At 62.1% G+C, this 26,074-nt stretch carries 28 protein-coding genes; 11 read left to right on the forward strand and 17 right to left on the reverse strand.

Annotated features, from left to right (window positions below):
* The first annotated feature begins 54 nt into the window (after positions 1–54).
* Positions 55–1,632, forward strand: coding sequence for an alkaline phosphatase family protein (locus tag NKJ20_RS23900; RefSeq protein ID WP_352747456.1), 1,578 nt, complete (start codon positions 55–57; stop codon positions 1,630–1,632).
* Positions 1,633–1,684: 52 nt separating this feature from the next.
* Here NKJ20_RS23900 and NKJ20_RS23905 read toward each other — a convergent pair whose 3' ends face one another.
* A complete protein-coding gene (locus tag NKJ20_RS23905; RefSeq protein ID WP_352747459.1) occupies positions 1,685–3,043 on the reverse strand; it encodes a PRC-barrel domain-containing protein in 1,359 nt (452 codons plus the stop codon).
* Positions 3,044–3,295: 252 nt separating this feature from the next.
* Between NKJ20_RS23905 and NKJ20_RS23910 the strand changes: the two genes are divergently transcribed.
* Positions 3,296–4,216, forward strand: coding sequence for a diacylglycerol/lipid kinase family protein (locus NKJ20_RS23910; RefSeq protein WP_352745287.1), 921 nt, complete (start codon positions 3,296–3,298; stop codon positions 4,214–4,216).
* A gap of 58 nt (positions 4,217–4,274) precedes the next feature.
* Here NKJ20_RS23910 and NKJ20_RS23915 read toward each other — a convergent pair whose 3' ends face one another.
* Positions 4,275–4,448 (reverse strand): hypothetical protein, encoded by a 174-nt coding sequence (locus tag NKJ20_RS23915; RefSeq protein WP_292659198.1) that lies wholly within the window; start codon positions 4,446–4,448, stop codon positions 4,275–4,277.
* Between the two features lie 146 nt (positions 4,449–4,594).
* On the opposite strand from NKJ20_RS23915, the gene NKJ20_RS23920 reads away from it, so the two are divergent.
* Positions 4,595–6,121 carry a sensor histidine kinase gene (locus tag NKJ20_RS23920; protein ID WP_352451154.1) on the forward strand — a complete coding sequence of 509 codons (1,527 nt, stop codon included), beginning with the start codon at positions 4,595–4,597 and terminating at the stop codon, positions 6,119–6,121.
* A 55-nt stretch (positions 6,122–6,176) separates the two neighbouring features.
* Here NKJ20_RS23920 and NKJ20_RS23925 read toward each other — a convergent pair whose 3' ends face one another.
* Together NKJ20_RS23925 and NKJ20_RS23930 are read right to left on the reverse strand one after the other, a co-directional pair.
* Positions 6,177–6,656, reverse strand: coding sequence for a hypothetical protein (locus tag NKJ20_RS23925; RefSeq protein WP_352451153.1), 480 nt, complete (start codon positions 6,654–6,656; stop codon positions 6,177–6,179).
* A 10-nt stretch (positions 6,657–6,666) separates the two neighbouring features.
* Entirely contained in the window at positions 6,667–6,993 is a 327-nt protein-coding gene (locus NKJ20_RS23930) for an ElaB/YgaM/YqjD family protein (protein ID WP_023678546.1), read from the reverse strand.
* 227 nt (positions 6,994–7,220) lie between these two features.
* Here NKJ20_RS23930 and NKJ20_RS23935 point away from each other — a divergent pair, with 227 nt between their 5' ends.
* Positions 7,221–7,601, forward strand: coding sequence for a response regulator (locus NKJ20_RS23935; protein WP_352747462.1), 381 nt, complete (start codon positions 7,221–7,223; stop codon positions 7,599–7,601).
* Between the two features lie 29 nt (positions 7,602–7,630).
* Here the strand turns inward: NKJ20_RS23935 and NKJ20_RS23940 are convergent, their stop codons facing one another.
* Complete coding sequence (locus NKJ20_RS23940; RefSeq protein WP_023678544.1) at positions 7,631–8,182, reverse strand: sigma-70 family RNA polymerase sigma factor; 552 nt, start codon at positions 8,180–8,182, stop codon at positions 7,631–7,633.
* A 3-nt stretch (positions 8,183–8,185) separates the two neighbouring features.
* Positions 8,186–8,389: a NepR family anti-sigma factor gene (locus NKJ20_RS23945; RefSeq protein WP_023720919.1), complete on the reverse strand. Its 204-nt coding sequence runs from the start codon at positions 8,387–8,389 to the stop codon at positions 8,186–8,188.
* A gap of 216 nt (positions 8,390–8,605) precedes the next feature.
* Here NKJ20_RS23945 and NKJ20_RS23950 point away from each other — a divergent pair, with 216 nt between their 5' ends.
* The 5 genes from NKJ20_RS23950 to NKJ20_RS23970 all read left to right on the forward strand — a co-directional run bounded on the left by NKJ20_RS23950 (position 8,606) and on the right by NKJ20_RS23970 (position 11,902).
* Positions 8,606–9,400, forward strand: coding sequence for a response regulator (locus NKJ20_RS23950; RefSeq protein WP_352451151.1), 795 nt, complete (start codon positions 8,606–8,608; stop codon positions 9,398–9,400).
* A 226-nt stretch (positions 9,401–9,626) separates the two neighbouring features.
* Positions 9,627–9,791, forward strand: coding sequence for a DUF1328 domain-containing protein (locus tag NKJ20_RS23955; protein WP_023678541.1), 165 nt, complete (start codon positions 9,627–9,629; stop codon positions 9,789–9,791).
* A gap of 191 nt (positions 9,792–9,982) precedes the next feature.
* Positions 9,983–11,017 carry a sensor histidine kinase gene (locus NKJ20_RS23960; protein ID WP_352451150.1) on the forward strand — a complete coding sequence of 345 codons (1,035 nt, stop codon included), beginning with the start codon at positions 9,983–9,985 and terminating at the stop codon, positions 11,015–11,017.
* 122 nt (positions 11,018–11,139) lie between these two features.
* Complete coding sequence (locus tag NKJ20_RS23965) at positions 11,140–11,310, forward strand: hypothetical protein (RefSeq protein ID WP_023678539.1); 171 nt, start codon at positions 11,140–11,142, stop codon at positions 11,308–11,310.
* A 346-nt stretch (positions 11,311–11,656) separates the two neighbouring features.
* Positions 11,657–11,902, forward strand: coding sequence for a YMGG-like glycine zipper-containing protein (locus NKJ20_RS23970; protein ID WP_006328050.1), 246 nt, complete (start codon positions 11,657–11,659; stop codon positions 11,900–11,902).
* 99 nt (positions 11,903–12,001) lie between these two features.
* Here the strand turns inward: NKJ20_RS23970 and NKJ20_RS23975 are convergent, their stop codons facing one another.
* The 4 genes from NKJ20_RS23975 to xylF all read right to left on the reverse strand — a co-directional run bounded on the left by NKJ20_RS23975 (position 12,002) and on the right by xylF (position 17,179).
* Positions 12,002–13,624, reverse strand: a complete 1,623-nt coding sequence (locus NKJ20_RS23975) for a CHASE domain-containing protein (RefSeq protein WP_352747465.1) — start codon at positions 13,622–13,624, stop codon at positions 12,002–12,004.
* A gap of 129 nt (positions 13,625–13,753) precedes the next feature.
* Positions 13,754–14,554 (reverse strand): ATP-binding cassette domain-containing protein, encoded by an 801-nt coding sequence (locus NKJ20_RS23980; RefSeq protein ID WP_352471126.1) that lies wholly within the window; start codon positions 14,552–14,554, stop codon positions 13,754–13,756.
* Positions 14,555–14,631: 77 nt separating this feature from the next.
* The gene (locus NKJ20_RS23985) at positions 14,632–15,996 is read right to left on the reverse strand and encodes a sugar ABC transporter permease (RefSeq protein ID WP_352745272.1); all 1,365 of its coding nucleotides are present in this window, start codon (positions 15,994–15,996) and stop codon (positions 14,632–14,634) included.
* A gap of 142 nt (positions 15,997–16,138) precedes the next feature.
* Positions 16,139–17,179, reverse strand: a complete 1,041-nt coding sequence (gene xylF / locus NKJ20_RS23990; RefSeq protein WP_352747469.1) for a D-xylose ABC transporter substrate-binding protein — start codon at positions 17,177–17,179, stop codon at positions 16,139–16,141.
* Between the two features lie 287 nt (positions 17,180–17,466).
* On the opposite strand from xylF, the gene NKJ20_RS23995 reads away from it, so the two are divergent.
* Entirely contained in the window at positions 17,467–18,711 is a 1,245-nt protein-coding gene (locus tag NKJ20_RS23995) for an ROK family protein (protein ID WP_352747471.1), read from the forward strand.
* Positions 18,712–18,720: 9 nt separating this feature from the next.
* On the opposite strand, the gene phoB is transcribed toward NKJ20_RS23995, so the two are convergent.
* Genes phoB through pstS form a run of 6 tightly spaced genes read right to left on the reverse strand, consistent with a single transcriptional unit; the run spans position 18,721 to position 23,932 of the window.
* On the reverse strand, positions 18,721–19,410 hold the full coding sequence (gene phoB / locus NKJ20_RS24000) for a phosphate regulon transcriptional regulator PhoB (protein WP_031212149.1): 690 nt from the start codon (positions 19,408–19,410) through the stop codon (positions 18,721–18,723).
* A 16-nt stretch (positions 19,411–19,426) separates the two neighbouring features.
* Positions 19,427–20,134 carry a phosphate signaling complex protein PhoU gene (gene phoU / locus NKJ20_RS24005; RefSeq protein WP_352451145.1) on the reverse strand — a complete coding sequence of 236 codons (708 nt, stop codon included), beginning with the start codon at positions 20,132–20,134 and terminating at the stop codon, positions 19,427–19,429.
* A gap of 32 nt (positions 20,135–20,166) precedes the next feature.
* A complete protein-coding gene (pstB, locus tag NKJ20_RS24010) occupies positions 20,167–20,970 on the reverse strand; it encodes a phosphate ABC transporter ATP-binding protein PstB (RefSeq protein ID WP_352451144.1) in 804 nt (267 codons plus the stop codon).
* On the reverse strand, positions 20,967–21,818 hold the full coding sequence (pstA, locus tag NKJ20_RS24015) for a phosphate ABC transporter permease PstA (protein ID WP_352451143.1): 852 nt from the start codon (positions 21,816–21,818) through the stop codon (positions 20,967–20,969). The genes pstB and pstA overlap by 4 nt, the downstream gene beginning before the upstream one ends.
* Positions 21,819–21,821: 3 nt before the next feature.
* Positions 21,822–22,811 (reverse strand): phosphate ABC transporter permease subunit PstC, encoded by a 990-nt coding sequence (gene pstC / locus NKJ20_RS24020; RefSeq protein WP_352451142.1) that lies wholly within the window; start codon positions 22,809–22,811, stop codon positions 21,822–21,824.
* 59 nt (positions 22,812–22,870) lie between these two features.
* Positions 22,871–23,932: a phosphate ABC transporter substrate-binding protein PstS gene (pstS, locus tag NKJ20_RS24025; protein ID WP_352451140.1), complete on the reverse strand. Its 1,062-nt coding sequence runs from the start codon at positions 23,930–23,932 to the stop codon at positions 22,871–22,873.
* A 652-nt stretch (positions 23,933–24,584) separates the two neighbouring features.
* On the opposite strand from pstS, the gene NKJ20_RS24030 reads away from it, so the two are divergent.
* Complete coding sequence (locus tag NKJ20_RS24030; protein WP_023678529.1) at positions 24,585–24,938, forward strand: hypothetical protein; 354 nt, start codon at positions 24,585–24,587, stop codon at positions 24,936–24,938.
* An 83-nt stretch (positions 24,939–25,021) separates the two neighbouring features.
* Here NKJ20_RS24030 and NKJ20_RS24035 read toward each other — a convergent pair whose 3' ends face one another.
* Positions 25,022–25,993, reverse strand: coding sequence for a DUF2865 domain-containing protein (locus NKJ20_RS24035; RefSeq protein WP_352747475.1), 972 nt, complete (start codon positions 25,991–25,993; stop codon positions 25,022–25,024).
* Positions 25,994–26,074 lie beyond the last annotated feature (81 nt).

The raw sequence follows: 26,074 nt of genomic DNA on the forward strand, positions 1-26,074 counted from the left end.
CGCCGAAATTGCGCTCCATGAGCAACGCATGTAGCCAGCGTGAGGATACCGCGGTTGACGGGAAAACGCCCCAACATTCTCCTGATCACCTGCGACCAGTGGCGCGGCGACTGCCTGTCAGCTGCTGGCCACAAGGTGGTAAGAACGCCCAATGCCGACGCGCTGGCCGCCGAGGGCGTTCTGTTCCAGAAGCACTATGGCGGCGCCGCACCATGCTCGCCGGCACGCGCCTGCCTCTACACCGGCCTCTACCAGATGAACAATCGTGTCTGCCGCAACGGCACGCCGCTCGACGCCCGCCACAGCAACATAGCCCTCTGGGCACGCGCCCTCGGCTATGATCCGACGCTGTTCGGTTATACCGACATGGCGCGCGACCCGCGCACGCTGGCGCCTGGCGACCCGCAGCTGAAAAGCTATGAAGGCGTGCTGCCCGGCTTCAACGTGCGCCAGCTTCTGCCCGAGCACCAGAAGCCCTGGCTGTCATGGCTCAAGGCGCGCGGCGTCGATGCCGGCGCCGGCTCCCCCGCCATTCACCGCCCGGCGGGCGAAATCCTGGAAAACGACGGCGCGATCAGCAACGGTCCGCCAATCTATTCGAAGGACGAGACGCCGTCGGCCTTCCTGGCCGGCGAATTCATCCGCTGGCTCGGCGAGCAGGAGCGCGATGCCCCGTGGTTCGCGCATCTTTCCTTCATCAGCCCCCACCCGCCCTTCATCGTGCCGGCGCCTTACAACGCCATGTACGATCCGGCCATCGGTCCAGCTTTTGACCGCGCGGAAAGCTGGCAGGCCGAAGCAGCAAGCCACCCTTATCTCGCCTATGAACTTGACCGGCAGGAACGGTCGAAATTCCGTCCCGGCTCGGAGGGCAAGGTGCGCGACTGGGGCGACGATAATTTTCGCCGCATCCGGGCGCTCTATTACGGCATGATCTCGGAGGTCGACGCGCAGCTTGGCCGCGTCTGGCAAGCGGTCAAGGCGGCCGATGCATGGGACGACACCGTCATCGTGCTGACCTCCGACCACGCCGAGATGATGGGCGACCATTTCATGCTGGGCAAGGGCGGCTTCTTCGACTGCAGCTTCCATATTCCGCTGATCATTCGCGATCCGCGCCGCCGCAAGGCTGCCGGCAGCAGCGTCGACCGCTTCACCGAGGCGGTGGATTTGGCGCCGACCTTGCTTGAGCTCACTGGGCTCGAGCTCACTGGCGGCGAAGTGCTGCCGCATCTCGACGGCCGCTCGCTGGCGCCTTTCCTGGACGCAACGGAGCCGAACAATTGGCGCGATGCGGCGCATTGGGAGTTCGATTTCCGCTCGATCGCGGATGGTGATGCCGAACGGTATTTCGGCGTCGGTCCGCGTCAGTGCAATCTCGCCGTCGTTCGCACGCAAAAATTCAAATATGTGCATTTCGGCGGAGGCCTGCCGCCCTTGCTCCTCGACCTGGAGAAGGATGCGCGCGAGTTGACCAATGTCGCTGACGACCCAGCCTATCTGCTGGCACGGCTGGAATTTGCCGAGAAGTTGCTCGCCTGGCGGGCCGAGCATCTCGACCAGTCTTTGGCGCTCGCCGAATTGACGGACAATGGCGTTGCCGGCCATGTCGCCGGCTTCCCCTCGAGATAAGCAAAGCCCGCGCCGTTGCCGGCGCGGGCTTCTCTGTCGGCGTGTGCGCAGCTTAGCGCATGATCATGCGCTGTTTCTCGCGATTTTGCGCATAGCTGGCCTTGTCATAGGGGGCCTGCGCCTCAAGCTGCTCCTTGGTGAAGTTCGTGTAGAGATAGCGCTTGCCGTTCTTGTCGGTCATGAATTTCAGGTTGTCCATGCCGACCGCCACCTCCTTCTCGCCGATGCCAAGGAAGCCGCCGACGTCGATGATGACTGCATCGACCTTCTTGTCGCCGCTCAGCACGATATCGCCGATCTCGCCGACATTGGCGTCGTTGGCGCCGTAGACAGTTGTTCCGACCAGATCCTCGGCCCGGATTTCGCCTATCGGCATTTCAGTCAGTGTCGACTTGTCGATCGACCCGGTCTTGGTCTGGTCTGCCGTCGTTGCGGGCGCTGGGGCATTTTGAGCCGTCTTGCCGGCCTGGTCAGTGTTGTTGGTCGTGGCAGTGTTGCTGGCCGTCACGGTAGGCGTGACGACGGCTGGCGCATTAGCCGCGGCATCGTTCGACGCTGTGGTCGCCGGGGCCGGATCATAGGGCTTGCGGTCGAAATCCGGCTGCGCCGTCAGCTCTTCCCTGGTGGTTTGGGCAACCAGCCAGCGATCGCCGTTCCTCTCGGCCCACTGCGCCTTGTCGAAATCATAGGCGACGTTCTTTTCACCTATGCCGAGGAAGCCGCCGACACCGATGACCAGCGATTGCGCCTTGGCTTCCTTGTTGATGACGATGTCGTTTACGTCGCCGATGTTCTGGGCGTCGTCGCCGGTACCGTTGTAGACGGTCTCGCCGATGATATTGGTGGCAAGATTGCCTTCCGCGCGCTTCACGACCGGAGCGGGGTTGTTACCGGTCGGCGCCGCCGGGGCGTTCTGCGCCGTATCGGTGGAGGTCGACGGAGCGGCAGGAGCCGTAGCCGTGGTGTCTGTCGCCGCAGGCGCCGGATCATAGGGCTTGCGGTCGAAATCCGGATGAGCCGTCAGCTCATCCTTCGTCGTTTGCGCTATCAGCCAGCGATCGCCATTTCTTTCGGCCCATTGCATCTTGCTGTAGTCGAAGGCGACGTTCTTGGTCCCAATGCCGAGGAACCCGCCGACGCCGATGACGACGGATTTTACCTGGCCGCGCTCGTCGAAGACGATATCGGTGACCTTGCCGATATTCTCTGCATTGTCGCCGGTGCCGTTATAAACCGACTCGCCGATGATATTGGTGACAAGGCTGCCCTCGGCGCGTTGCACCGGAGCGGCTGGAGCGGAATTCTCTACGGCGGGTGCTTGCGCCGGCGCCGGGGTCGTCGCCGATTGCGCAAATGCACCCGTCGCAATCAATGTTGCGACTGCTGTCGTGGTTAAAAGGGTGCGGATCATCTTAGTGTCTCCTCGTCGGTGATTTCGTGCACGCCGTGCCCGCATAACGTCGCTGCGGGCGCAGCGTCTTCTGCATGTTCACAACGTTGTGACCACACTGTTGTTCCGAAAAAAGCCGTGGCGCACCCGGTGCCATGTCGAAGGTTCTCGGATTCGCCACGCTGGTCGAAAGGAACATTTTCTCGGCCGCCCCGTTCCACTCCCGGCTGGGGCTCCGTCCCGGCCCGATAGGCGCTGGAAAATGGAACGGCCATGCAGTTTGCAGCGGTGCTGAACAAGGACGGGGGCACCCTGCGCACCATCGATCTTGAGGCCTTCGCCAGTCGGATGCGCAGCACGCTTGAGACTGCCGGCCACTCGATCGATATCGAAATCGTCGCCGGCAAGGATATCGTTGCCACGCTGGACGGCGTAGCTTCCAGGCGCGGCATCGACGTCGTGCTGGCTGGCGGCGGCGACGGAACCATTTCGGCCGCGGCAGCCCGTTTGATGAATGGGGAGAAGGCGCTGGCAATTCTGCCGGCTGGCACAATGAACCTTTTTGCGCGCGGCCTCGGTATTCCGCAGACCCTCGATGCGGCACTGAAATCGTTTGCCGACGGCGAGGTGATGGCGATTGACATTGCAACAGCCAACGGCCGGCCTTTCGTGCATCAATTCTCGATCGGCATGCACGCCAGGATGGTGCAACTGCGCCAGAAGATGGAATTCGGCTCGCGGTTCGGGAAGATGCGCGCCTCGGTGCGAGCCGCTTGGGCGACGATCAACAATCCACCGGCGATGAACGTAACGCTGACGATCGGCGAGGCCGAGATCAGAACGCGGATCACCGGTATCGGCATCACCAACAATCTGTTTGGCGAGGGCCACCTGCCCTATGCCGATAATCCGGCAGGCGGCGTGCTGGGCATCTATGTCACCGTGGCGCGGCGGCGCGGCGAATTGATCAGGTTCCTCTTTGACGTCGCCCGTGGGAAATGGCGCGGCAACGAGCATGTCGAAATCCATCAGGCAAACCGCGCCGTTTTGAAAATCCATTCGACGAACAGGAAAGTTCAGGCCGTCATGGACGGCGAACTGGTAAAGCTCGATCGCGAGATGACCGTCGAAATCCATCCGCGCGCGTTGAATGTTCTCGTCCCGGCGCGCGCCGCCGAGGCAAAGGTTGCCTGACGTGGGATGCGTGATGTGGGGTTGCGTGATGCAAACTGGCGCGAGCGATGGAGAGAACCTAGCCGCTGGGCGTGTTGCCCTGTTCGGTCTTCGGCGTCTCGATCATCCAGCCGTAGATTTCGGCGACGCCCCAGGCGATAAAAGCCAGCAACAGCGCGGCGATCAGGATACGAAGGACATGCCGACCCCGCCGCCCTTGACGGGCTTTGTTTTCAGGAATGGTTTTTGGCATTGTCTGGCTCCATATTTGGCGCCGGCAGGCGTAACTGGCGGGGCGTTGGCTGGTAACGGTCCCCCGCCGCGAAAGTTCCGGCTCTGCAAGGCGGCAGACGGGCCGGTTGGCCTGACCAATCAGCGGAGCCGGCCACCGGGGGCATAGTGGACGACAATAGCCAGAACACGCCGGGCCTGCCGGCCGATATTCGCCGTGTGGTGGGCGCCGCGGACCGTCTTGCCGTGCTGCACGGCCTCGACACGCTGGACGGGGCTGCCGACCCTGATTTCGATCGTATCGGCGGTCTTGCCGCTTCGGCGATGCAAACGCCTGTCGCACTGATCACGCTGGTCGATGCCGAGCGGCAGTGGTTCAAGTCCTGTATCGGCCTCGGCGAGACCGAAACCGCAACCGAGACATCGTTCTGCGCCTATACCATCGCAGCCGGCAACGTGCCGATGGTGGTGGCCGACGCGGCGGCGGATCCGCGGTTCAAAGCCAATCCGCTGGTCACCGGCGAGCATCATATCCGCTTTTACGCAGGCGTGCCCATCGTAATCGACGGCGCGCTGATCGGCACGCTGTGCGTGCTCGACCGGAAGCCGCACGCACGTCCCTCCTCTGTCCAGCTCGACCAGCTGTCGGCGCTGGCCGGCCTTGCCGCCAGCCTGTTCACGCTGAAGGATGCAACCCGCAGTGCGGCGATTGCCAAGGCAGCACTGGTTCGAGAGGAAAAGCGGCGCGCTATCGCGCTCGACGCGGCCTCGCTTGCCAGCTGGGCATGGGATATCCGCAGCGATATGATCGACTGCGATGTCCTGCTGCCCGAATTGTTCAACCTGCCGAAGTCGAACAGGCTGAGGGCGCGCGACATCCTGACCGCCATCGACCCGCGCGACGTTCACCAGACCGAAACACGCTTTCGCGACGCGCTGACTGGCAGCGACGATTATTTTGGCGAATACCGTGTCAAAGGCCTCGATCCGCCGCGATGGATCGCAACGCGCGGCCGCGTCATAGAGCGCGACGGCGAGGGCAAGCCAACGCTGATCTTCGGCGTCAACTACGACATTACCGAACGCAAACTTGGCGACGAACGTCAACGACTGTTGCTGCGCGAGCTCAATCACCGCGTCAAGAACACTTTGGCAACCGTACAGGCGCTGGCTACGCAGACCGTTCGCCATGCCCGCCAGCCAAGCGAATTCCTCGAAGCCTTCAGCGCCAGGCTGCAGGCACTGGGCGTTGCGCACAGCCTGCTGTCGGACCGCGAGTGGCGCGGTATCGGCATCCGCGAGCTGGTGGAGATCGAGCTAAAGCCGTTCCAAGCCGCCGGACAATCGCGCATGGCGATCTCCGGCGCCGATGTCCTGCTCTCACCCGACCAGGCAGTCGGGCTCGGGCTAATCCTGCATGAACTGGCAAGCAACGCACTGCAATACGGGTCGCTCTCGGTTTCCTCCGGAAAGGTCGATCTCGATTGGAGGGTACAAGGCAGGAAGGGCGCACGGCGTCTGTTGCTGGCCTGGCGTGAAAGCGGCGGCCCGCGGGTTGCGCCGCCCGAACGCCATGGCTTCGGCTCGATCCTGATCCGCCGCAGCCTGGCCAAGGTCATTTCCAGCGAGGTGACCCATGAATTCCGGCCGGAAGGCGTGGTCGCCGAAATATCGATTCCGCTCGAAGATTTGTGACGCCAGCATTTTGCGACCGGCGCCAGAATCGTTTGCCCCGAACTATCCCTCCGAACTATTCCCGTTTGCCGGTATCCGGATCATCGGAGCCGCGCTTCACGTTCTCGCGGTAGATAGCGTAGGCGGCGAGTGCTATCGCCGGGCCGAGAATCGCGCCCAGTCCGGCCTTCCCCGCGCCACCTTTGCCCTTGAGCAGCGCCGGCAGCACGGCGAGTACCGCAGTGATGCCGATAGCCTTCATGTCGGCGTTGCGTCGCTTCGCCCGGCGCCTGGCGCGCGAGCCGGCCGACATCCGGTAGACGAGCAGGATGAGACCGGCGATTGCCAGAAAGCCGATCCCGAAGCTCAGGGAAGCTGCCATCGGCCCATAGCGGGCCGCCGTCCAGATATAGGCCGCCGCGACGAGGAAGCCGAGGCCGCACAGCGCCGCGAGCGCTGCGATCGAATAGACAATCGCAGCGACGCGTGCGCGTTGCACCGCCGCAATGGTTTCGCCCGAGGCGAGGCCCGAGATCAGCGATGCAAGCATTCCCATACGTGCAGAACTAACGGCGCGCGAGAAGCGCGAAGAGGAATCCGACGCCTGCGGCGATCGCCAGCGAAGTCACCGGCTTTTCGCGCATATGCGCTATCATCTGCGCCTCGATGTCCCTGGCGTTGCTGCGCAGGCTGTCGAAGGCTGCCTCGCCCTGGGTTCGCAACTGCTCGACGCTTTCGGCCGCGGCTCGCCGTGCTGCCCCGTAGCCATGTTCGCCAGTTTTGGCCAACAGCTTGGTAAGTTGGTCGATGTCGGCCTTCAATTGTGCGATGTCGGCCTCAATATCGGAATTCGTGCGGGCTTCGTTCGCGGCCTTTCCTGCGGCAGTCGCCATTGCTTCACTCTCCATGCTTTTGCTCGGTCGAAACGCCCGACAGACCCCAAGGTTCCGGCACGAACCTCTTCTAACCCTATCTCCGGCAGCGCGCGTTGCAAATGCCTTGCATGGGCTGAGGCCGACGCATCCGCGCCGGCACGTCTTTTTTAAATGACAGCATGCCAAATAACGATCATGACTTCCCCCGTTTCACGATAGAGACGAATTTAAGGAGATATTGCTGCGTGCGCCCATCGCTTGACGGTTTGCGGATTCTTATCCTGGAAGATGAGTTCCTGATTGCCACGGATATCGAGCAGCTTTGCCGCGACTACGGCGCGCTCGATGTGGTCATTGCGCGTGATCTGACTGAGATCGAACAGCAAGACGTTGCCGCGCAATTCGATGTGGCCATCGTCGACCTCATGCTGAGCGGCGTTTCGACGCTCCAATTTGCTTCGTGGCTGCGTGAAGCGGGCATCCCGTTCGTCTTCGCCTCGGGCTATTCGGATACCGACGAGATCAAGAAATCCTTTCCCGGCGTCAGGCTGGTCACCAAGCCCTATTCGGGAGACGATCTCGTCGAGGCAGTGGTAACGGCCTGCAGGCGCACGCCTCTTCGCTGAGGCGCGGAGCGGTTCGAACACGCCGCGCTTCACGCAGCCGTCGACCCGGTTACCTGAGCCGAAATTGCGTCCGGGCCATACTCGTCTTCACCGGAGATCTTCAGGATTTCCTGCAGCCGTGTGCGGGCGCGGCTGACGCGGCTCTTGATCGTTCCGACGGCGCAGCCGCAGATCTCGGCCGCTTCCTCGTAGGAGAAGCCCGACGCGCCGATGAGGATAATGGCTTCGCGCTGGTCTTCTGGCAGCAACTCGAGCGCGCCGCGAAAGTCTTCGAGGTCAAGCTGGCCGTGCTGGGCCGGGTGAACGGCAAGCCTGGCCGTCATGACGCCATCGCTGTCCTGCACCTCGCGGCCGCGCTTGCGCATCTGCGAATAGAATTCGTTGCGCAAGATCGTGAACAGCCATGCCTTCAGATTGGTGCCGGGCTGGAAGCTTTCATGCTTGTCCCAGGCCTTGACCAATGTTTCCTGCACCAGGTCGTCGGCCTTGTCGGCGTTTTGCGTCAGCGACACGGCAAAAGCCCGCAGGCTCGGGATCGAGCCGAGCAAGTCGGTCTTGAAGCCCTGGGAGACGGCCGCCATGCCTCAGTCCTTCTTTTGTACAGGTTCGGCCTTTTCCAACTGGCTGAGCAGTTGGGCGAAGCGATCCGGCACATTGTCGGAGACCAGCTCGTCATAGTATTGTTTGAGTTTGCGGCCGATTTCCGAGTTCGGCCCAAGCGGGTCGCGGGAAGCGGCCCGGCGCCCGTTGCCAACGCCAGCCGTGGTAGCTTTCGTCATGTTCTTCATTTCGCCCTTCGTCCCAGCCTTAAGCCGCCCTTCAACACATAACGCAAGGCAAGCGGCAGCCTCGTCTGGTTGCCCAACCCGCCTTTAAACGCCAGCCTCACATATTAGTTCCGCACGATTGGAACCTTTTTCAAGGAGCCAGCGTTTCAATTGCTGGGCTTGCAAACCGTTTTTAGCTGTAACATGCAATCACGTCATATGAGGGAGACGTCCACTATGAGCCTATCAGCAACCATCGCTCCGCACCTGCCGTTCCTGCGCCGCTTCTCGCGCGCCGTATCCGGATCGCAAGAGAGCGGCGACGCGCTGGTCGCCGCAATGCTCGAGGCCATCATTGCCGATGTCGACATCTTTCCGGACGCATCGAACGACCGCATCGCGCTCTACAAGGTCTTTGCCAAGCTCTTCACCTCGGTGGCCATTCGCGTTCCGCAGGAGCATGCCCAGTCGGCATGGGAACAGCGCGCCGCGGCCAATCTGAATGCAATTGCGCCTCGTCCCCGCCAAGCCTTTCTGCTGGTTGCGGTCGAAGGCTTCAGCGAAGACGAGGCGGCGGAGATTCTCGACGTCGACGAACAGCAATTCTCCGAACTTCTCGCGCAGGCGAGCAACGAGATCTCCCGTCAGGTGGCAACCGACGTGCTGATCATCGAGGATGAGCCGCTGATCGCCATGGATATCGAGGAAATGGTCGAAAGCCTCGGCCACCGGGTCGTCGGAACGGCGCGCACCCACGCCGAGGCGGTGGCGATGTTCGGCAAGGCGCGGCCAAAGATGGTGCTTGCCGATATTCAGCTTGCCGACGGCAGTTCGGGCATTGCGGCCGTCAATGAGATCCTGTCGTCCACCTCGGTGCCGGTGATCTTCATCACCGCCTTTCCCGAGCGCCTGCTCACCGGCGAGCGGCCGGAACCGGCTTTCCTGGTTACCAAGCCGTTCAATCCGGACATGGTCAAGGCTCTTATCAGCCAGGCCCTGTTCTTTGACCGGCACGCGAAAGCCGCGGCATGAAACAGCGGACGGCCGAACTGCGGCCGCCGAGACAGCCGCTCCCTCGGATCAGATGGGCGTGACGCCGGCTCAATTCACTGGCAACCAACTGGGGCAACCAACTGGATCTTTCCACACACCGCGGCAATTCGGGCCCTGAAGATTTTCAGCATCGTCTTTTTCGGAAAATGGTGGAACAAACGGGGGCGAATCACGTTTTCACCGCAGCATTGGAAGGAGATCGATCATGCTTTACTGGGCGCTCGTATTTCTCGTCGTGGCGATAATCGCCGGTGCGCTTGGTTTCGGCGGCATCGCTGGCACCTCGGCCGGCATAGCGCAGATATTGTTCTTCATCTTTCTCGCCTTCCTGATCATATCGCTTATTGCCGGCCTGATCAGACGAGCGTGAATGCCAAGCGGCCATTCAAGCGAACACTGGAAGCCGCACCCCTCAAACGGTTTCCAGCCACCGCCGGGCAGTGTCCTCCAACGGGATGCCGCTCGGCGGACCGCTTTTTAAGGCTTGATACGAACCTCCTCCTTTTGGAACCCATTTTTCCGCGAACCGTTCAGCCCGACATGGGTTGAGCAAATTGACCGATGCGTTCCAGAGTCGGAAAAATGAAAGACCGCGGCCAGAGTGATGAGATCATCGCTTTGCATCCCGCCGAAAGCGGGATGCAGCTTGGCCGGGCCCTTCTCCATGCACTGCACAATGCCGGGATTTCCGTCCTGTACCAGGATCGCGAGATGAAGACGGTGTGGGCGCGCAACATGCGCGCGCCCTGGACTTCCGATGCCTCCGACAACAACGGCATCTTGCCGCCGGCGCAGGCAGAGCGTATCGGCGCCGCCAAGCACGACGTCATCGTATCCGGCAATCCTCAACATCTTGAACTCAGCGTGCCGGCCGATGACGGCGCCCGCTGGTTTCAGGTGTGGATAGACGCCGACCGCAGCGAGACCGGCGCGGTGCAGGGCGTCGTGACCACCATGGTCGAAACAACCGAGCAGAAACGCCGGGAGCAGACGTTGAAGGCGCTGCTGCGCGAAGTCAGTCATCGCTCCAAGAACCTCTTGGCCATCATCCAGAGCATCGCCACCCAGACGGGCCGTTATTCCGGCAGCATTGACGATTTCCTGACGCGCTTCCGGGGCCGATTGCAGTCGTTGGCCTCCTCGCAGGATTTGGTTACGTCATCCAACTGGCGGGGAGCGGCGCTGCGCGAGCTGGTTTCCGGTCAGGTCGGCAGGTACGGCGCGGACCCCTTGCACAGCCTGCGTTTCCGCGGCGCAAATCCATATCTCAACCCCAATGCCGCCTTGCACATCGGCTTGGCCATGCATGAGCTTGCCGTCAATTCGGTCAGCTATGGCGCACTGTCGCGCAGCGACGGTTTCGTCGAGGTGACGGCCGATCTGACGGCAGCTTCCGCTGGCGAGCCTGCGCTGTCGCTGACATGGGCCGAAGTGATCGGAGCCAACGACAATCAGCGCAGTGAGAAGCGTTTTGGCAGCGTCGCGCTCGAACGCGTCGTGCCCACTTCATTGAATGGAACGGCGACACTTGAGATCACCGGGAACCGCCTCGAATACCGCCTTGTCGTTCCTCACGGCAATTTCGAGACGGATTAACGAGCGGCGGTCGCCGCGCGAGGGCTTGCTGCGCATCGCCATCTTTAACCGACTGTTCACCATAAAGTCCGAACGTGCCGATCCACCGAATTGAGTTTGGCACAAAATGAAGGGAATGGGCCTTGACGGCTGCCGACTTGAACAGACTGGAACAGGCCGCTCGCGTCTCGATGGGCGGTTTTCAGGATCCCGACGCGTCCGCAGCGCCCGCGCCTCGTGCTTCGCCCCTCCGCTTCGCCGCCGTCGCGCTTATGGCCGCGATCGTCCTGACCGCCGCGTCCCAACTGATCTGAATGGAACTCGCCTCTGCTTGATCGATTTGAAACCACTGCCCGAGTGCTCGGCCGTGCCCGTTCGCGGTCACCGGCCTGCAGGGCCAGGCCCAACATGTCGTCGCCAGATGCCTTGCCGTCGATCCGGCGCTCGAGAACGACCATGACAGGATCGTCTGGAACGTGCGTCCCAACGGCACGCTCGATGCTTCCTTGGAGATTTCCGGGTTCGTGGTAGCATCGAACGGCGCACGCCCCGAAAAGGACTATCTTAATCAACAATGAAATCGTGCGGGCAAAGGCCGTACTTTCATGCTAAATGGCGGCTGGAGCTTATTAAAGTGAGGACAAAAGTGAGGATGACTCCATGCGGAAGATGATTATTGCCATGGTTGCCGTGGTTGCGGTCAGCGGCTGCACCACCACGGAAGAGAACGTGGGTATCGGCACTGTGGGCGGCGCGCTCATTGGTGGCGCTGTCGGCGGCGGCAAGGGCGCTTTGATCGGCGCCGGCGCTGGTGCGATTGGCGGTCTGCTCGTTCGCCGTCTGCAAAATGGCTACTGCCAATACAGAGATCGTCACGGCCGGATTTACACAGCTCGCTGCAACTAGTTTCGAACTCCAGGCGAACAGCAAACGCGGAGGCAGGCCACCTGTCTCCGCGTTTGCCCTTTCAGAGCGCTGTTGCGACGCGGCCCACGAGACGGCGTTTCAGGCCGGCAGCGGAACCTTGATTTCCACGTTCAAGCCACCTTCGCGAAAATCGCGCCTGATTGTGCCACGCAATTCGCGCGTGACGTTGAGATCGATCAGTCTGGTGCCAAAACCGCTCTTTGCCGGTGTCTCGAGCTTCTTCTGACCGGCCTCGCGCCAGTTGAGAGCCAATGTCCGGGTGCCGCTACGGGCTTCGAGCGACCAGTCGACCTTCAGCGCACCGACTGAATTGCCGGCTTCGCCATGCTTCAGCGCATTCGTCGCCAGTTCGTGAAAGACTAGGCCGAGTGCCTGCGTCGTCTTTTCATCGAGAAGAACCTGCGGTCCCGACAGCAGCCCTTCAGGAAGCTCACTGCCGAACACCTGGCCTAGCTCGATGCGCAGCAGGTCGCCGAGATCGGCTTTCTGCCAGCGTGAGCGCGTCAGCATGTCCTGAGAAGCCGCCATCGCCTGCAGCCGGGCCGAGAAGGAAGCCGAGAATTCCTGGACGTCGGTGGTGTGCGATGCTGTCTGGCGCGCGATTGCCAGCACCCGCGTGATCGAGTTCTTGATGCGATGCTTCATCTCCTGCAGCATCAGGTCTTTTTCCAGCAGGCTCTTTTCGGTCGTTTCGTGAAGCAGCGAAACCGCCTCATAGGCCCGCTCCTGATAGCGGGCCACCAGCGCGATGGCGCCCGCAAGCAGCAGTCCGAACAATCCGAGCATCACCGGGATGGCGCGCGAGGAAGGTTGCGAGAAAGCACTTGTCGGCCTGAACAGGACGACCCACGGCCGGCCGGCGACGGTGATCTTGCGGGTGACCAGCAGCCTGTCGCCGAGGCTCGAAACAGGCGGCGTTTCCGATTGGAACAGCAGGTTGTCGCTGTCCACCGTGCCGTCATAGATCTCGGTGTTGACCGGCAGCAATGGTGCCCGGCTGAGCGCAGCCTGGAACAGATCACGGGCGCGGAAGGCCGCATAAAGGAAGCCGGCAGTCGAGGATCTCGTCGCGTTCACGGCGTCCGGCGCGGTTTCGACATTGAGCCGGACGAAGACGAGGAACCCGGTAAAGGTCTGCGCGGCACCCGTATCCTTGCCGAACTGCACGAGCCCGCTGGCGTGCTGCTGGTCGTCGGCCATCGCCTTTTCGATCGCCTCGCGCCGCGCCGGCCCGGTGAACATGTCGTAGCCGATGCTGGATTTGTTGGACGGATCCAGCGGTTCGAACAGCACGATGGGCGTACGCCACGGTAAGTTCGTGTCGGGATAGATCGGATGGCTTGCGCCGTGATCGTGCAGGATGTCGCGCTCGACCGCCGCCTCGTTGCCAGTTTTCGCCAGGCGGAGGAAACCGATGCCGCGCAGGCCGGCGAAATTATTGTCGATGTCGAGCGCGTTGAAGAAAGCCTTGAACTCGCCCTGCGAGATACCGCCATTGCGTGCGTCGAACAGCGCCCGGGTCGAACGCAGCAGCGACAGGTCCAGGTCGATGCGGCTTTCGATCCGGTTAAGCGCGTCGTCTGCCGTCGCCTCGAATTTAATGCGGGCCGCCTCCTGGGTGGCAAAATAGGCAAAACCCGCCATCGTCAGGCTGATCAGCGCGACGGCGATAAAAGCGACGGTCGGAAAAAGCTTCTTCAAGTGCTGATACGTCCCGTGGACGGTTCGGCATCTTTATGGGCAAGTCCCGACGCCAACACAATGGCGAGGCCAAAGCATGGTGACGGCTGGCACATTTTGGCGGCTTGTGATTAGCCGGCTAATTCTCGTTCATGCGGCGATCTTCAGCGCGCCCGGCCCCGGAATGGCGCCGGGTGGGCACTTGCCGAGGATGATCATGCCGAGCACCTCGTCCTGGGTGACATCGGTTGTGCGCGCCGTTCCGACAACCCGACCGTTCTTCATGACGCAGACACGGTCGGCAAGCTCGAACACGTCGTGAATATCATGGCTGATCAGGAAGATGCCGATGCCGTCGGCCTTGAGCTGCCTGACCAGTTCGCCGACCTGCGCCGTCTCTTGCGGCCCGAGTGCCGCCGTCGGCTCGTCCATGATCAGGATGCGAGCATTGAACAGGATGGCGCGGGCGATCGCCACCGACTGCCGCTGGCCGCCCGAAAGCTTTACCACCGGCTCCTTGAAGCGTTGGAAACGCGGATTGAGCCTGCCCATCACCTTGCGCGCCTCGGCCTCCATGGCGACGTCGTCGAGCGTACCCCAGCCGGTCATCAGCTCGCGGCCGAGAAACAGGTTGGCGGCCGCATCGACATTGTCGGCCAGCGCCAGCGTCTGGTAGATCGTCTCGATGCCGTACTTCTTGGCGTCGCGGGGATTGGAGATCGAAGCCTCCTCGCCGTTGACGAAAATCTGGCCCGCATCGCGCTTGTAGGCGCCGGACAGGATTTTTATCAACGTCGATTTGCCGGCACCGTTGTGACCGAGCAAAGCCATCACCTCGCCCGGGAAAAGGTCGACAGAGGCATCGTCGACGGCGCGAATGCCGCCGAAAGCGATGGAGATGTTGCGCATGTCGATCAGCGGCGTGCCCGTGGGAGCGGTTTTGTCTGCCATGCTCGTCCTTCCTCCCTAGAGGTCCTGCTTGAGCACCAAGTTGTACGAAAACCGGTTTCCACCTTGCGGGATCATGCTCAGACCCGTTTGCGATAGACGGTATCGAGCCACACCGCGACCACCAGCACGGCTCCGACAACGATGCTCTGCAGCGGCGAATCGATGCCGAGCAGCACCATGCCGGACTGCAGCGACTGCATCAAAAGCGCGCCGAGCATGGCGCCGAGCACTGTGCCGGAGCCGCCGGCGAGCGACGTGCCGCCGATCACCGCCGCCGCGATGACCAGGAGCTCGTCCAGCGTGCCCAGCGCATTGGTCGACGAGTTCTGCCTGGCTGACGAGATCGCTGCGGCGATCGTCGCCAGCACGCCCATGATCATGAACACCTTCATGGTCACCCAGCGCGTGTTGATACCGGCAAGGTTGGCTGCTTCCGGATTGCCGCCGATGGCGAAGACATAGCGGCCGAAACGGGTACGCTTGGCGATGAAGGTCATGATCAGCCCTACGGCTACAGCCATCAGCACGGGTATGGCGATGCCATGGGCGATGAACAGCCCGCCTTCGGGAACGGTTATATTGTTGGCCGCCGCATATCTGTTCACGATGCCGACCGGCCAAGGATAGGAATTGGCAAGCCATATGGCGCCCATGATGACAAGGCAAGTGACGGCCCCGAGGAACGTCTCGGCCCAGATCGGGCGTAACGGGAAGCGGAACCGCTTGCGCTGCACCCGCCCGTTGAGCAGCATGAACACAACCGCCAGGCACGCGACAATTCCGACGATCCAGCTCCATCGCGCGCCGATCGAACCCGTCGGTCCGCCGCCCATCAGCTGGAAAGTGGCATCCAGCGGCGCAATCGTCTGCCCACTGACGACCCACCATGCGGCACCCCGCCAGACCAGAAGGCCGCCCAGCGTCACGATGAAGGCCGGCACCTCGAGATAAGCGATGATGTATCCCTGGAACGCTCCGATCAGAAGGCCAAGCGCCAGGCCGATGGCCAGTGCCAGGATCCAGATCCAGGGGTTGCCTAATTGCAGACCGACCATTCGCACCAGGAAATGCACCTGCGCAAAACCCATGACCACGCCGATCAGGCCTTCGGCGGAGCCGACCGACAGGTCGATATTGCGCATGACGATAACCAGCACCATTCCGGCGGCCATTATGGCCACGGCCGAAGTCTGCACCGACAGGTTCCAGAGATTGCGTGGCGTCAGGAAGGTCCGGCTGTCGAAGTCGAACGGATTGACGCCGAGCCGTACGCTAGAAATGACATGCAGGCCGACCCAGATGACCAGCAGCGCGCCGACCATGCCGAGCATGCGCGTGTCGAGTTCGGTTGCCTTGAGAAATCGGGCAACGATGCCGAGCTCGGATTCCCGTGCCCGGTCTGCCGTGTTGTCGACCGGCGTGTTGGACGTCGTGTCGGTCATGATGTTTCTCCCGCCGGGTTGCCGTCTGCCGCGGATGCCGGAAGCAGCCTAGAAGTTATCCGCCGGAAGCGGAAAAACAACTCTTGTTGAAAAAACGCCGCGGCGAGCGGCCGCGGCGTTCGGACTTCTCGGAAACGTCGGCTCAGTTGCAGACTGCAACAGTGCCAGCCGTCACGCCGGCGCAGACCTCTTCTTTCTTGATCCAGCCGGCGTCGATGACGACGTTGAGGTTGTCCTTGGTGATGGCGACCGGGGTCAGGAACAGCGACTTGACGGTATTGCCGCCGGGCGTGGTGAAATCCTTCACGCCGGCAATGTCGGTCATCTGCTTGCCGTCGGCCAGTTGCGAGGCGATCTCGGCGGCATTCTTGCCGAGCTCGCGCGCATCCTTCCACACCGACACGGTCTGTGTGCCGAGCGCGATGCGGTTCAGCGCGGCGTGGTCGCCGTCCTGGCCCGAAACCGGAACCGATCCGGCCAGCCCTTGCGCCGTCAGCGCGGCGACGACGCCGCCGGCAGTGCCGTCATTAGCGGCGACCACGGCATCGACCTTGTTGTCGTTGGCGGTCAGGAACTGTTCCATGTTCTTCTGAGCGTTGGCCGGCAGCCAGCCGTCGGTATAGGCCTCGCCGACATTCTTGATCTTGCCGCCGTCGATGGCCTCCTTCAGCACCTCCATCGAACCGGCAAACAGGAAATCGGCATTCGGATCGGAACCCGAACCCTTGATGAAGACGTAGTTGCCTTCCGGCTTCACCTTGAAGACTTCGCGGGCCTGCATGCGGCCGACTTCCTTGTTGTCGAAGGTCAGGTAAAAGACGTCCTTGTTCTCGATCAGCCGGTCGTAGCCGACAACCGGAATACCTTCGTCCAGCGCCTTTTGCACGGCCGGCCCGATGGCCGAGGCATCCTGCGCCAGGATGATCAGTGCGTTGGCGCCCTGCGAGATCAGGCTCTCGACGTCGGTGAGCTGCTTGCCGGGGTTGGACTGTGCGTCGGCGGAAATATACTTGTCGCCTGCGGCCTCGATGGCCGCCTTCATTGCGGCCTCGTCGGTCTTCCAGCGCTCTTCCTGGAAGTTCGACCAGGAAACGCCGATGACCTTGTCTTTAGCCTGCGCCACCGACGCCAGCGCCAGCGTCATGGCGACACCCGCCAGAATGGCGGTCGTGAATTTCTTCATCATATCCTCCCTGCGCCGCGTACGGCGTGATCAATTGGCTCAAAGACCAGCTTAGAAGCTCTAATTTTTTCGAGCCTCGAAAAAATACTGGCCCGATCTCCTGCTGCTGTCAACATCGATTCTGATGGATTTTGATGACTCTGCGAGTTTTTTCGAGCGTCGGAATAAACGATGACAGCGCCACCTGCATCTGACACTATTTGCCTGCATCCGACACTATTTGTCGGACATTACCGACGGCTTCCGGTTCATGAGCGGCCGCGGGCAACCGGGAGGAAAGCAAACCAATGTCGGTCGGAATCCGCCATGACGATTTGCGCCGGCGCAACCGGGCGATGGTGATCTCGGCGGTGCGCCGGGCCGGCCAGCCATCGCGTACTGAGATCGCAGCTACCACCGGCCTCAGTCATTCGACCATATCGGCGATCTCTTCCGACCTGATACGGGAAGGCATCCTCGCCGAGAGCAAGGCAAGTGAGCCCGTTTCGTTGAAACGCGGTCGTCCGCAGGTCGGCCTCGCCCTCAATCCGGAAGCGGCGGCGGTGCTGACCGTGGTGTTGTCGCTGAATTTCCTGTCGGCCGCCATTATCGACTATACGGGACAGGTGATCGCCGAGGAACAGCGCCGGCTGGACACGCTGACCATGCCGCGCGACGAGTTGATCCGTGAATGCATGGCCATCGTCCGGCGCCGGCTGCAGGATCCAGACCTTGACGTCCGCAGTGTCGCCCGCATCGCCCTGGCGATTCAGGGCATTACCGACTCCCCTGCACGCGCCATGCTGTGGTCGCCGATCACGCCGCAGACCGACATCGCCTTTGCCGACATGCTGGAGGACGAATTCGGCACCCCGGCAACGGTGGAGAACGACTGCAACATGATGGCGGTGGCTTTGCGCTGGCGCAATCCGGATCGCTATCGCGACGACTTCATCGCCATCCTGCTTTCGCATGGCATCGGCATGGGGCTGGTGCTGAAGGGCGAACTGTTCACCGGGACGCATTCCTCGGGCGGCGAATTTGGCCACATGATCCATCGTCCGGGCGGCGCGCTCTGCCGTTGCGGGCGGCGCGGCTGCATCGAGGCCTATGCCGGCAACTACGCCATCTGGCGCAACGCCAGGCAGATGAGCGAAGACAGCGAACCGGTCGCCGACGTCAGCGACGCCGACATGCGAGCACTGGCGGCCCGGGCGCGCGAGAAAGATGGGCCGGAACGCGAGGCCTACCGCAAGGCCGGCGAAGCGCTGGGTTTCGGTCTCGGCTCGCTGTTCGCGCTGATCGATCCGGCACCGGTCGCGATGGTCGGCGCCAGTGCCGCCGCCTTCGATCTGATCGAGCCGGCCTTGCGGAAGGCAATCGCCCAGACCGCCGGCGGCCAGCATTCAGGCTCGATCTCCTTCGATACAGAGCCGAACGAATTGCCGCTGATCCGCGAAGGCTGCGCGATGCGGGCGTTAAGCTTCGTCGACCAGGAGATTTTCGCGCCGGGCGCGCAAATGAGGCCCAGCGTCAGAAAGAACGTAGCCTGACCAGGCGGGTCAATCTTCCCTGATCGCATAGCCGGCACCGCGGATGGTGCGGATGACATCCGGCATCCGGCCGTTGTTGACGGCTTTGCGCAGCCGCCCGACATGCACGTCGACGGTGCGTTCGTCGATGTAGATTGTCTCGCCCCAGACATTATCGAGTAACTGGCTGCGCGAGAAGACACGGCCCGGATGCCGCATCATGAACTCGAGCAGCCGGAATTCGGTCGGCCCGAGCCTGATTTCGCTCTTCTTGCGATAGACCCTGTGCGATTCGCGATCGAGAACGATGTCGCCGACCTTCAGCACGCTGGACAGCACTTCCGGCTTGGCGCGCCGCAGCAGCGCCTTGACCCTGGCCATGAATTCCGGTGTCGAAAACGGTTTGACCAGATAGTCGTCGGCGCCGGTCGAAAGACCGCGCACCCGGTCGCTCTCCTCGCCGCGCGCGGTCAGCATGATGATCGGTAGCCGCTCGGTTTCGGGGCGCACCCGCAGCCGACGACAGAGCTCGATGCCGGAAACCGCTGGTATCATCCAGTCGAGCACCAAAAGGTCGGGCACATTCTCCTGCAAACGGATCTCGGCTTCGTCGCCGCGTGTCACCACCTCGACCTGGTAGCCTTCGGATTCGAGATTGTAGCGGAGCAGCACACCCAACGGCTCCTCGTCCTCCACCACCATTATGCGTGGTGCGATCATCGGCTGGGCACCCCCATCATGTCACCGGTGCGGACATTGTCGTTTCGTCCTGCTTCGGACGATTGACCGGCAATTGCTCGCCGGTCAGCACATAATACGCATTTTCGGCGATGTTGGTGACATGGTCGCCGATCCGCTCCAGATTCTTGGCGCAGAACAGCAGGTGCGTGCAAGCGGTGATGTTGCGCGGATCTTCCATCATGTAGGTCAACAGCTCGCGGAACACGGAGGTGTATTTGACGTCGATGCGCTCGTCGGCGGCACGCAGCTTGGCCAACGCGGCCGCATCGCCTGCAGCATATTCCTCGATGACACCCTGCACCTGGATGAGAACCAGCTGCGCCATCGCGTCGATGGAATGCGACAGGTCCCGCGGCGTGGCGCTGAGGCTGACCGCACTCACGCGCTTGGCGATATTCTTGGCAAGGTCGCCGATGCGTTCGAGGTCGCCCGCCATGCGGATCGCTCCGACCACATGGCGAAGATCGTGGGCCATCGGCTGGCGTTTGGCGATCAGGGTGATGGCGCGGTCGTCCAGTTCGCGTTGACGCGCATCCATGATGGCGTCGTCGGAAACGACGCGTTGCGCCAGCACGTTGTCGGAATTCAACAGGGCCTTGGTCGCCCCGCCGACCATCGAACCGGCGAGGTCGGCCATGTCGCGGATCAGCTTGCTGATCTGCTCGAGATCCTCGTCGAAAGAAGCGACTGTGTGTTCGCCCATGGTCCTGTCCTCATATGCATGATCGGAACGGCTCAGCCGAAGCGGCCAGTGATGTAGTCCTGCGTGCGCTTCTCGCGGGGTGACGTGAAGATCTTCTCGGTCCGGTCGAACTCGACCAGCTCACCCAGATACATGAAGGCGGTCTGGCGCGACACGCGCGCCGCTTGCTGCATGTTGTGGGTTACGATGACGATCGTGTAGTCGGCTTGCAACTCGTCGATCAGTTCCTCGATCTTGGCGGTCGACAACGGGTCGAGGGCCGAAGCCGGTTCGTCGAGCAGAATGACTTCCGGCTTCACGGCCACCGTGCGGGCGATACAGAGCCGCTGCTGCTGGCCGCCGGACAGGCTCAAGCCGCTGGCGTTGAGCTTGTCCTTGACCTCGCTCCACAGCGCGGCGCGCTTCAACGCCTGTTCGACGCGGCCGTCCATCTCGGACTTGCCGAGGTTCTCGTAGAGCCTGACGCCGAAGGCGATGTTCTCGTAGATCGACATCGGGAACGGCGTCGGCTTCTGGAACACCATGCCGATCTTGGTCCTGAGGAGGTTGAGATCCTGCGACCGGTCGAGAATGTTCTTGCCGTCGAGCAGCACCTGGCCCTCGGCCGTCTGTTTTGGGTAGAGCTCATAGATGCGGTTGAACACACGCAGCAGCGTCGATTTCCCGCAGCCGGAAGGGCCGATGAAGGCCGTGACACTGCGCTCAGGCAGCGACAGGCTGATGTCCTTCAGCGCCTTGCTCTGGCCGTAGTAGAAGTTGAGATTCTTGACCTCGATCTTCGTCTTCTCGGCGACCGTTTCGGCCATCGTCATGTCTGGGGACAACATCTGTGTCATCTGTCCTCTCTGCGTCCGGTAAGGCTGCGGGCGAGGATGCTCAAGCCCAGAACCGTCAGGGTGATTATGAGTGCGCCGGTCCACGCCAGTTGCTGCCATTCCTCGTAAGGGCTGAGAGCGAACTGGAAGATGGTCACCGGCAGGCTGGCCATCGGCGCGTTGATATTGCTGCTCCAGAACTGGTTGTTGAGCGCGGTGAAGAGCAGCGGCGCCGTCTCGCCGGAAATGCGTGCTATCGCCAGCAATATGCCGGTGACGATGCCGGACAATGCGGCGCGGTAGGCGACCGAACGGATCACCACCCAGCGTGGCGCGCCGATCGCGGCACCGGCTTCACGCAACGCGTTCGGCACCAGGTTGAGCATGTCTTCAGTGGTGCGCACGACCACCGGAATGACCAGGATGGCAAGCGCAACGGCGCCGGCAATGGCCGAGAAATGTCCCATTGGCCGCACCATCAGCTCATAGACAAACAAGCCGATGATGATCGACGGCGCCGACAACAGGATGTCGTTGATGAAGCGGACGACGGTGGTGATGCGCGAAAAGCGTCCATACTCGGCCATGTAGGTCCCCGCCAGCACGCCGATCGGCGTGCCGACGACAACGGCGATGATCGTCATCAGCAGGCTGCCCGCGATGGCATTGAGCAGGCCGCCGGCCTCGCCCGGTGGTGGCGTCATCTCGGTGAAGACCGCGAACGAAAGCCCGGCTGTGCCCTTATAGACCAGTGCGCCGAGGATGAGCGCCAGCCAGGCAAGCCCGATGCCGGCGGCGACGACGCAAAGCGCCATCATCACCGAATTCCTGGCTTTGCGGCGGCTGTGGAGCGATGAGGATGGCGACATCGGTCAGGCTCCCGTACGGGCGTCGATCCGCATCAGCATATAGCGGGCGGCGGCAAGGATCAGGAAGGTGATGACGAAGAGGATCAGGCCGAGCGAAACCAGCGAGGAGGTGTAGAGGTCGCCGTCGGCCTCGGTGAATTCATTGGCGATGGTCGCCGAGATCGTCGTGCCCGGCGCGAACAGGGAGGCACTGATGCGGTGGGCGTTGCCGATGACGAAGGTCACCGCCATGGTCTCGCCGAGCGCCCGGCCGAGGCCAAGCATGACGCCGCCCATGATGCCGATGCGGGTATAGGGAATGACCACGCGCCGGGTCACTTCCCAGGTCGTGCAACCGATGCCATAGGCCGATTCCTTCAGCACCGCCGGCACCGTATCGAAGACATCCTTGGTGATCGAGGTGATGAAGGGCAACACCATGATGGCGAGGATCAGCGCCGAGGTCAGAAGGCCGATGCCGTAAGGAGGGCCGGCGAAAAGGCTGGATAGTCCCGGCACGCCATGGAAGATGTTGATGATGAAGGGCTGTATCGTCGTCTGCAGGAATGGCGCGAACACGAACAGGCCCCAGATGCCGTAGATGATCGAAGGAATGCCGGCCAACAGCTCGACCGCTATGCCGATCGGGCGCCTGAGCGGGCGCGGGCAGAGCTCGGTGAGAAAGACTGCAATGCCGATGCCGATCGGAACCGCGATCAGGATGGCGATGGCCGCCGTGACCAGGGTGCCGTAGATCGGCGCCAGTGCGCCAAATTTTTCCGTGACCGGATTCCAGCTTTCAGTCGTCAGGAAGGAGAAACCGAAGGACGACAGCGCCTGCCACGAGCCGGCAAACAGCGAGATCGCGACACCGCCGAGGATGACCAGCACAAGAATTGCGGAAGCGCGGGTGAGTCCGCGGAATATGGCATCTGTGAGCGCGAAGCGCCGCACCGTAGCTTCCCTGGCCCGGGCTGCTGCAGATGATGGCATGGCATCGGAAGCGATGGTCATTGGGTCCTCGCGATTGAAGGCAACAGGGAGGGCGCCATCGACGCCCTCCCTGGAGGAGATTACATAGCCGAGTAGAGCGGCTTGCCGTCGTCGCCGACGACTTCCTTGGCCCACATGGCCTTGACGCTCTCAACCACCTTGTCGGGCATCGGAACGTAGTCCAGCTCGCCGGCCATCTCGTCGCCCTTGTCGTATGCCCAGGCGAAGAATTTGAGCGCTTCGCCGGTGGTCGCGGCATCATCCGGCTTCTTGTAGAGCAGGATCCACGTTGCCGCCGTCATCGGCCAGGACTCGGCGCCCGGCTCGTTGGCGAGGATGACGCCATAGCCCGGCTGCGAGCTCCAGTCGGCATTGGCCGCTGCCGCCGAGAACGCCGCCGCGGCGGGCTCGACCTTCTTGCCGTCCTTGTTGATCATATCGGTGTGGGTGAGCTTGTTCTGCTTGGCGTAGGCATATTCGACATAACCGATCGCGCCGCCGGTCTGGGAGACGTTGTTGGCAACGCCCTCGTTGCCCTTGGCGCCGATGCCGACCGGCCATTCCACGGCCTTGTCGACGCCGACCTTTTCTTTCCAGTCCGCGCTGACGTCGCCGAGGTAATAGGTGAAGTTGAACGTCGTGCCCGAACCATCGGAACGGTGAACGACCGCGATCGCCTGCGAAGGCAGCTTGACGTCCGGATTAAGCTTCTTGATCGCTTCGTCATCCCAGCTCGTGATCTTGCCGAGGAAGATGTCGGCCAGCGTCGGGCCGTCGAGAACCAACTCGCCGGGCTTGATGCCTTCGAGATTGACGACGGGAACGATGCCGCCCATCACCATCGGGAACTGAGCCAGTCCGGTCGCTTCAAGCTCGTCGCCCTTGAGCGGCGCATCCGAAGCGCCGAAGGTAACGGTCTTGGCTTTGATCTGCTTGATGCCGCCGCCGGAACCGATCGACTGGTAGTTAAGGCCAACGCCGGTGTCTTTCTTGTAGGTGTCGGCCCACTTCGCATAGATCGGGTAGGGGAAGGTGGCGCCGGCGCCGGAGATGTCCGCGGCGAGCGCGGCGGACAGGGTGAGGGTGGTCGTCGCCGCAGCCATTGCAATCGCAACGGCCGCCGAGCGGATGAAATGTCTCATGTGGCCTGCTCCTGTTCGGAATATGGTCTCTCGGCGCCATTCCTCCGGCGCCCGCTGAGGCCAATAGCCCCCGATTATTACAGTCGCATGACAGTTTCATGTCGCTCCGGTAACGGCGCCCAGCCGGGTTAAGAAGGAGCGGCCGCGGGCTTTGTCGGCATGGGCCGCGGTTTGCCGCTGGAATCAGCAGCTTGCGTGAATTCCGGCCGGCATCGTCTGCTCGGCGATCGTAGCCACCGGCTTTAAAAGAAAAAAGCCGGACGGGAGCGCGTTGCATGCAGCCAGAACGTGTCATGGCCGCGCCATCGCCGAAACAGGTCCGTTGGGGTAAATCTGACCCTGTTTCTTGCCGGCGGTCGCTGCTCCCGCCCGTAACTGGAGGAGCGGAACTTCGAATATCCCATTGTCGCCACTGAGCGCAGCTTTGGTATGGTGCGATCGCACCATGGCCTTACGCTGGAAGCGTTGACGAATCGCAAGGTTCTAACTCGCGCTGGACCTCCATCCGCGCCCGACCCGGCGCTCGATCTTCGAGCAACGCCTTCGACTGGAAGTGCGACGACTCTACTTCACGGTATCTACTCCCTTCGCCCTATTCCGCCGGTTGTCGGTTAGGCCGAAGCAGCGTTATAAGCTTGCAGGGGTATTGCTGATGTCTCGACGGATTCTGCCTGTCTTCCTGTGCCTGGCGCTGCCTCTGGGAAGCGGCTGCGCGCGCAGCTATGACGGCACCGTCATCATTCCCAAGCCGCTCGATGTTCGCCGTTTCTGGGACAGGCCTTCGCCGCAGGCGCAAGCCGAACAGTCGCAACTGGAGACCGACGTCTTTCCAGTGGCGCCGCAAACGCCGAAAAGGCCGGCGGTGCGCAGGAGCGCGGCTTCCGTTGCAACGCCTCGGAGGAGGATCACCAACAACCCGCCCATGCTGTCGCCGGAGCCGACGAAGCCGCTAACTTGCAAGAATGTCAGCGAGCCCGGCAAACGGGCCCGCATGGTCTGCGAATAACCAGCCGACGTCCGTCGATGCGTACGGCTCCAGGCCTTGAAGCGGCTATCCGGCCAGCCGTCTCGGAACATCGCCCGCCCTGGTCAGTCCGCCGGGAAAAAGGCCGGCCCGACCACTCTCACCGGCCGCGCGCCGATCGCTTTCTCGATCGACTGATGCTGGGCAATCCCTGGCACCTCGAAAACCGGCGTTTTTGCCCCTGCGAGAGCGGCACCGGCAGTTTCGATCCCGGATTCAGGAATTTCCGCGACGACGCCAAGATCCGGCTTTGCCGTCGGCAACGGAATGATGGCGTTGCTCATGTTGGCCGGTGTCACGGTTCGTGCCCTGAGCTCGGCGACGCGCCGGTAATAGCGCTTGACGTCGCAGGCCTTGAAGTTCGCGTCGTCGCGGTACCGGAACGCGGCAGGTAGCTCCACATAGGGTTTTCCCGACTCGAGCGCGACCATCTCCTCGGTCTCGCGAGTGGCGTCGCTCAGCGTATAGAGGTCGACGCCGGCATCGTCGCAGATGTAGCGACACTGATCGACCGTTTCCTTCAGATCGTCGCCCTTGGCGAACTGCGATTTTGGCGCGGGGAAGAAATATCCGTCCGACAAGCGAACGCAAAACAGCATCCGATTGCCGCCAATTGTTGTGCCTGCGGACTGGGCCTTGGGTGCCGTGCGTTGCTGCGCCGGCTGTTTCTTGGCAGCGGGGGCGGCGCAGCCCAGCGCGACAAACCTGGCCTTCAATCTGGACGTGTCCCTGCTCGAATTCGACAGTCTGGCGATCTGCCGTTGCACCTCCGCCTTGCTGCTGACCAGGTCGGCGCAGGGATTGAAGAAGAAGCCGGCCGTTTTCGCCGTGCATCTGCGTTGTCTCTCAAGCTTTTGAATCGCGGCGAGTTGCCGGCGCAGTTGGGCAAGCTCGGGGCTGGTCCCGCCGCTGCGCCCCGCCGAAAGCAATTGGCTCCTGATGGCACCGCAGCTATCCGCGTAGGAGAAGGATGTGCCGAGCGCAACGGCTATTGCCGACACCAGCATCAGAATCGTGAGGGGCCAGAAGCGTGTCACTGGAACGACCATTATCCTTGTTGCACCGAGAACAGGATTTCTTTGTCGACTACGGATAAGTACTAGCTAAATCAGTTTTTC

It is taken from the genome of Mesorhizobium sp. M0185, from assembly GCF_040322175.1.
Taxonomy (GTDB): Bacteria; Pseudomonadota; Alphaproteobacteria; order Rhizobiales; family Rhizobiaceae; genus Mesorhizobium.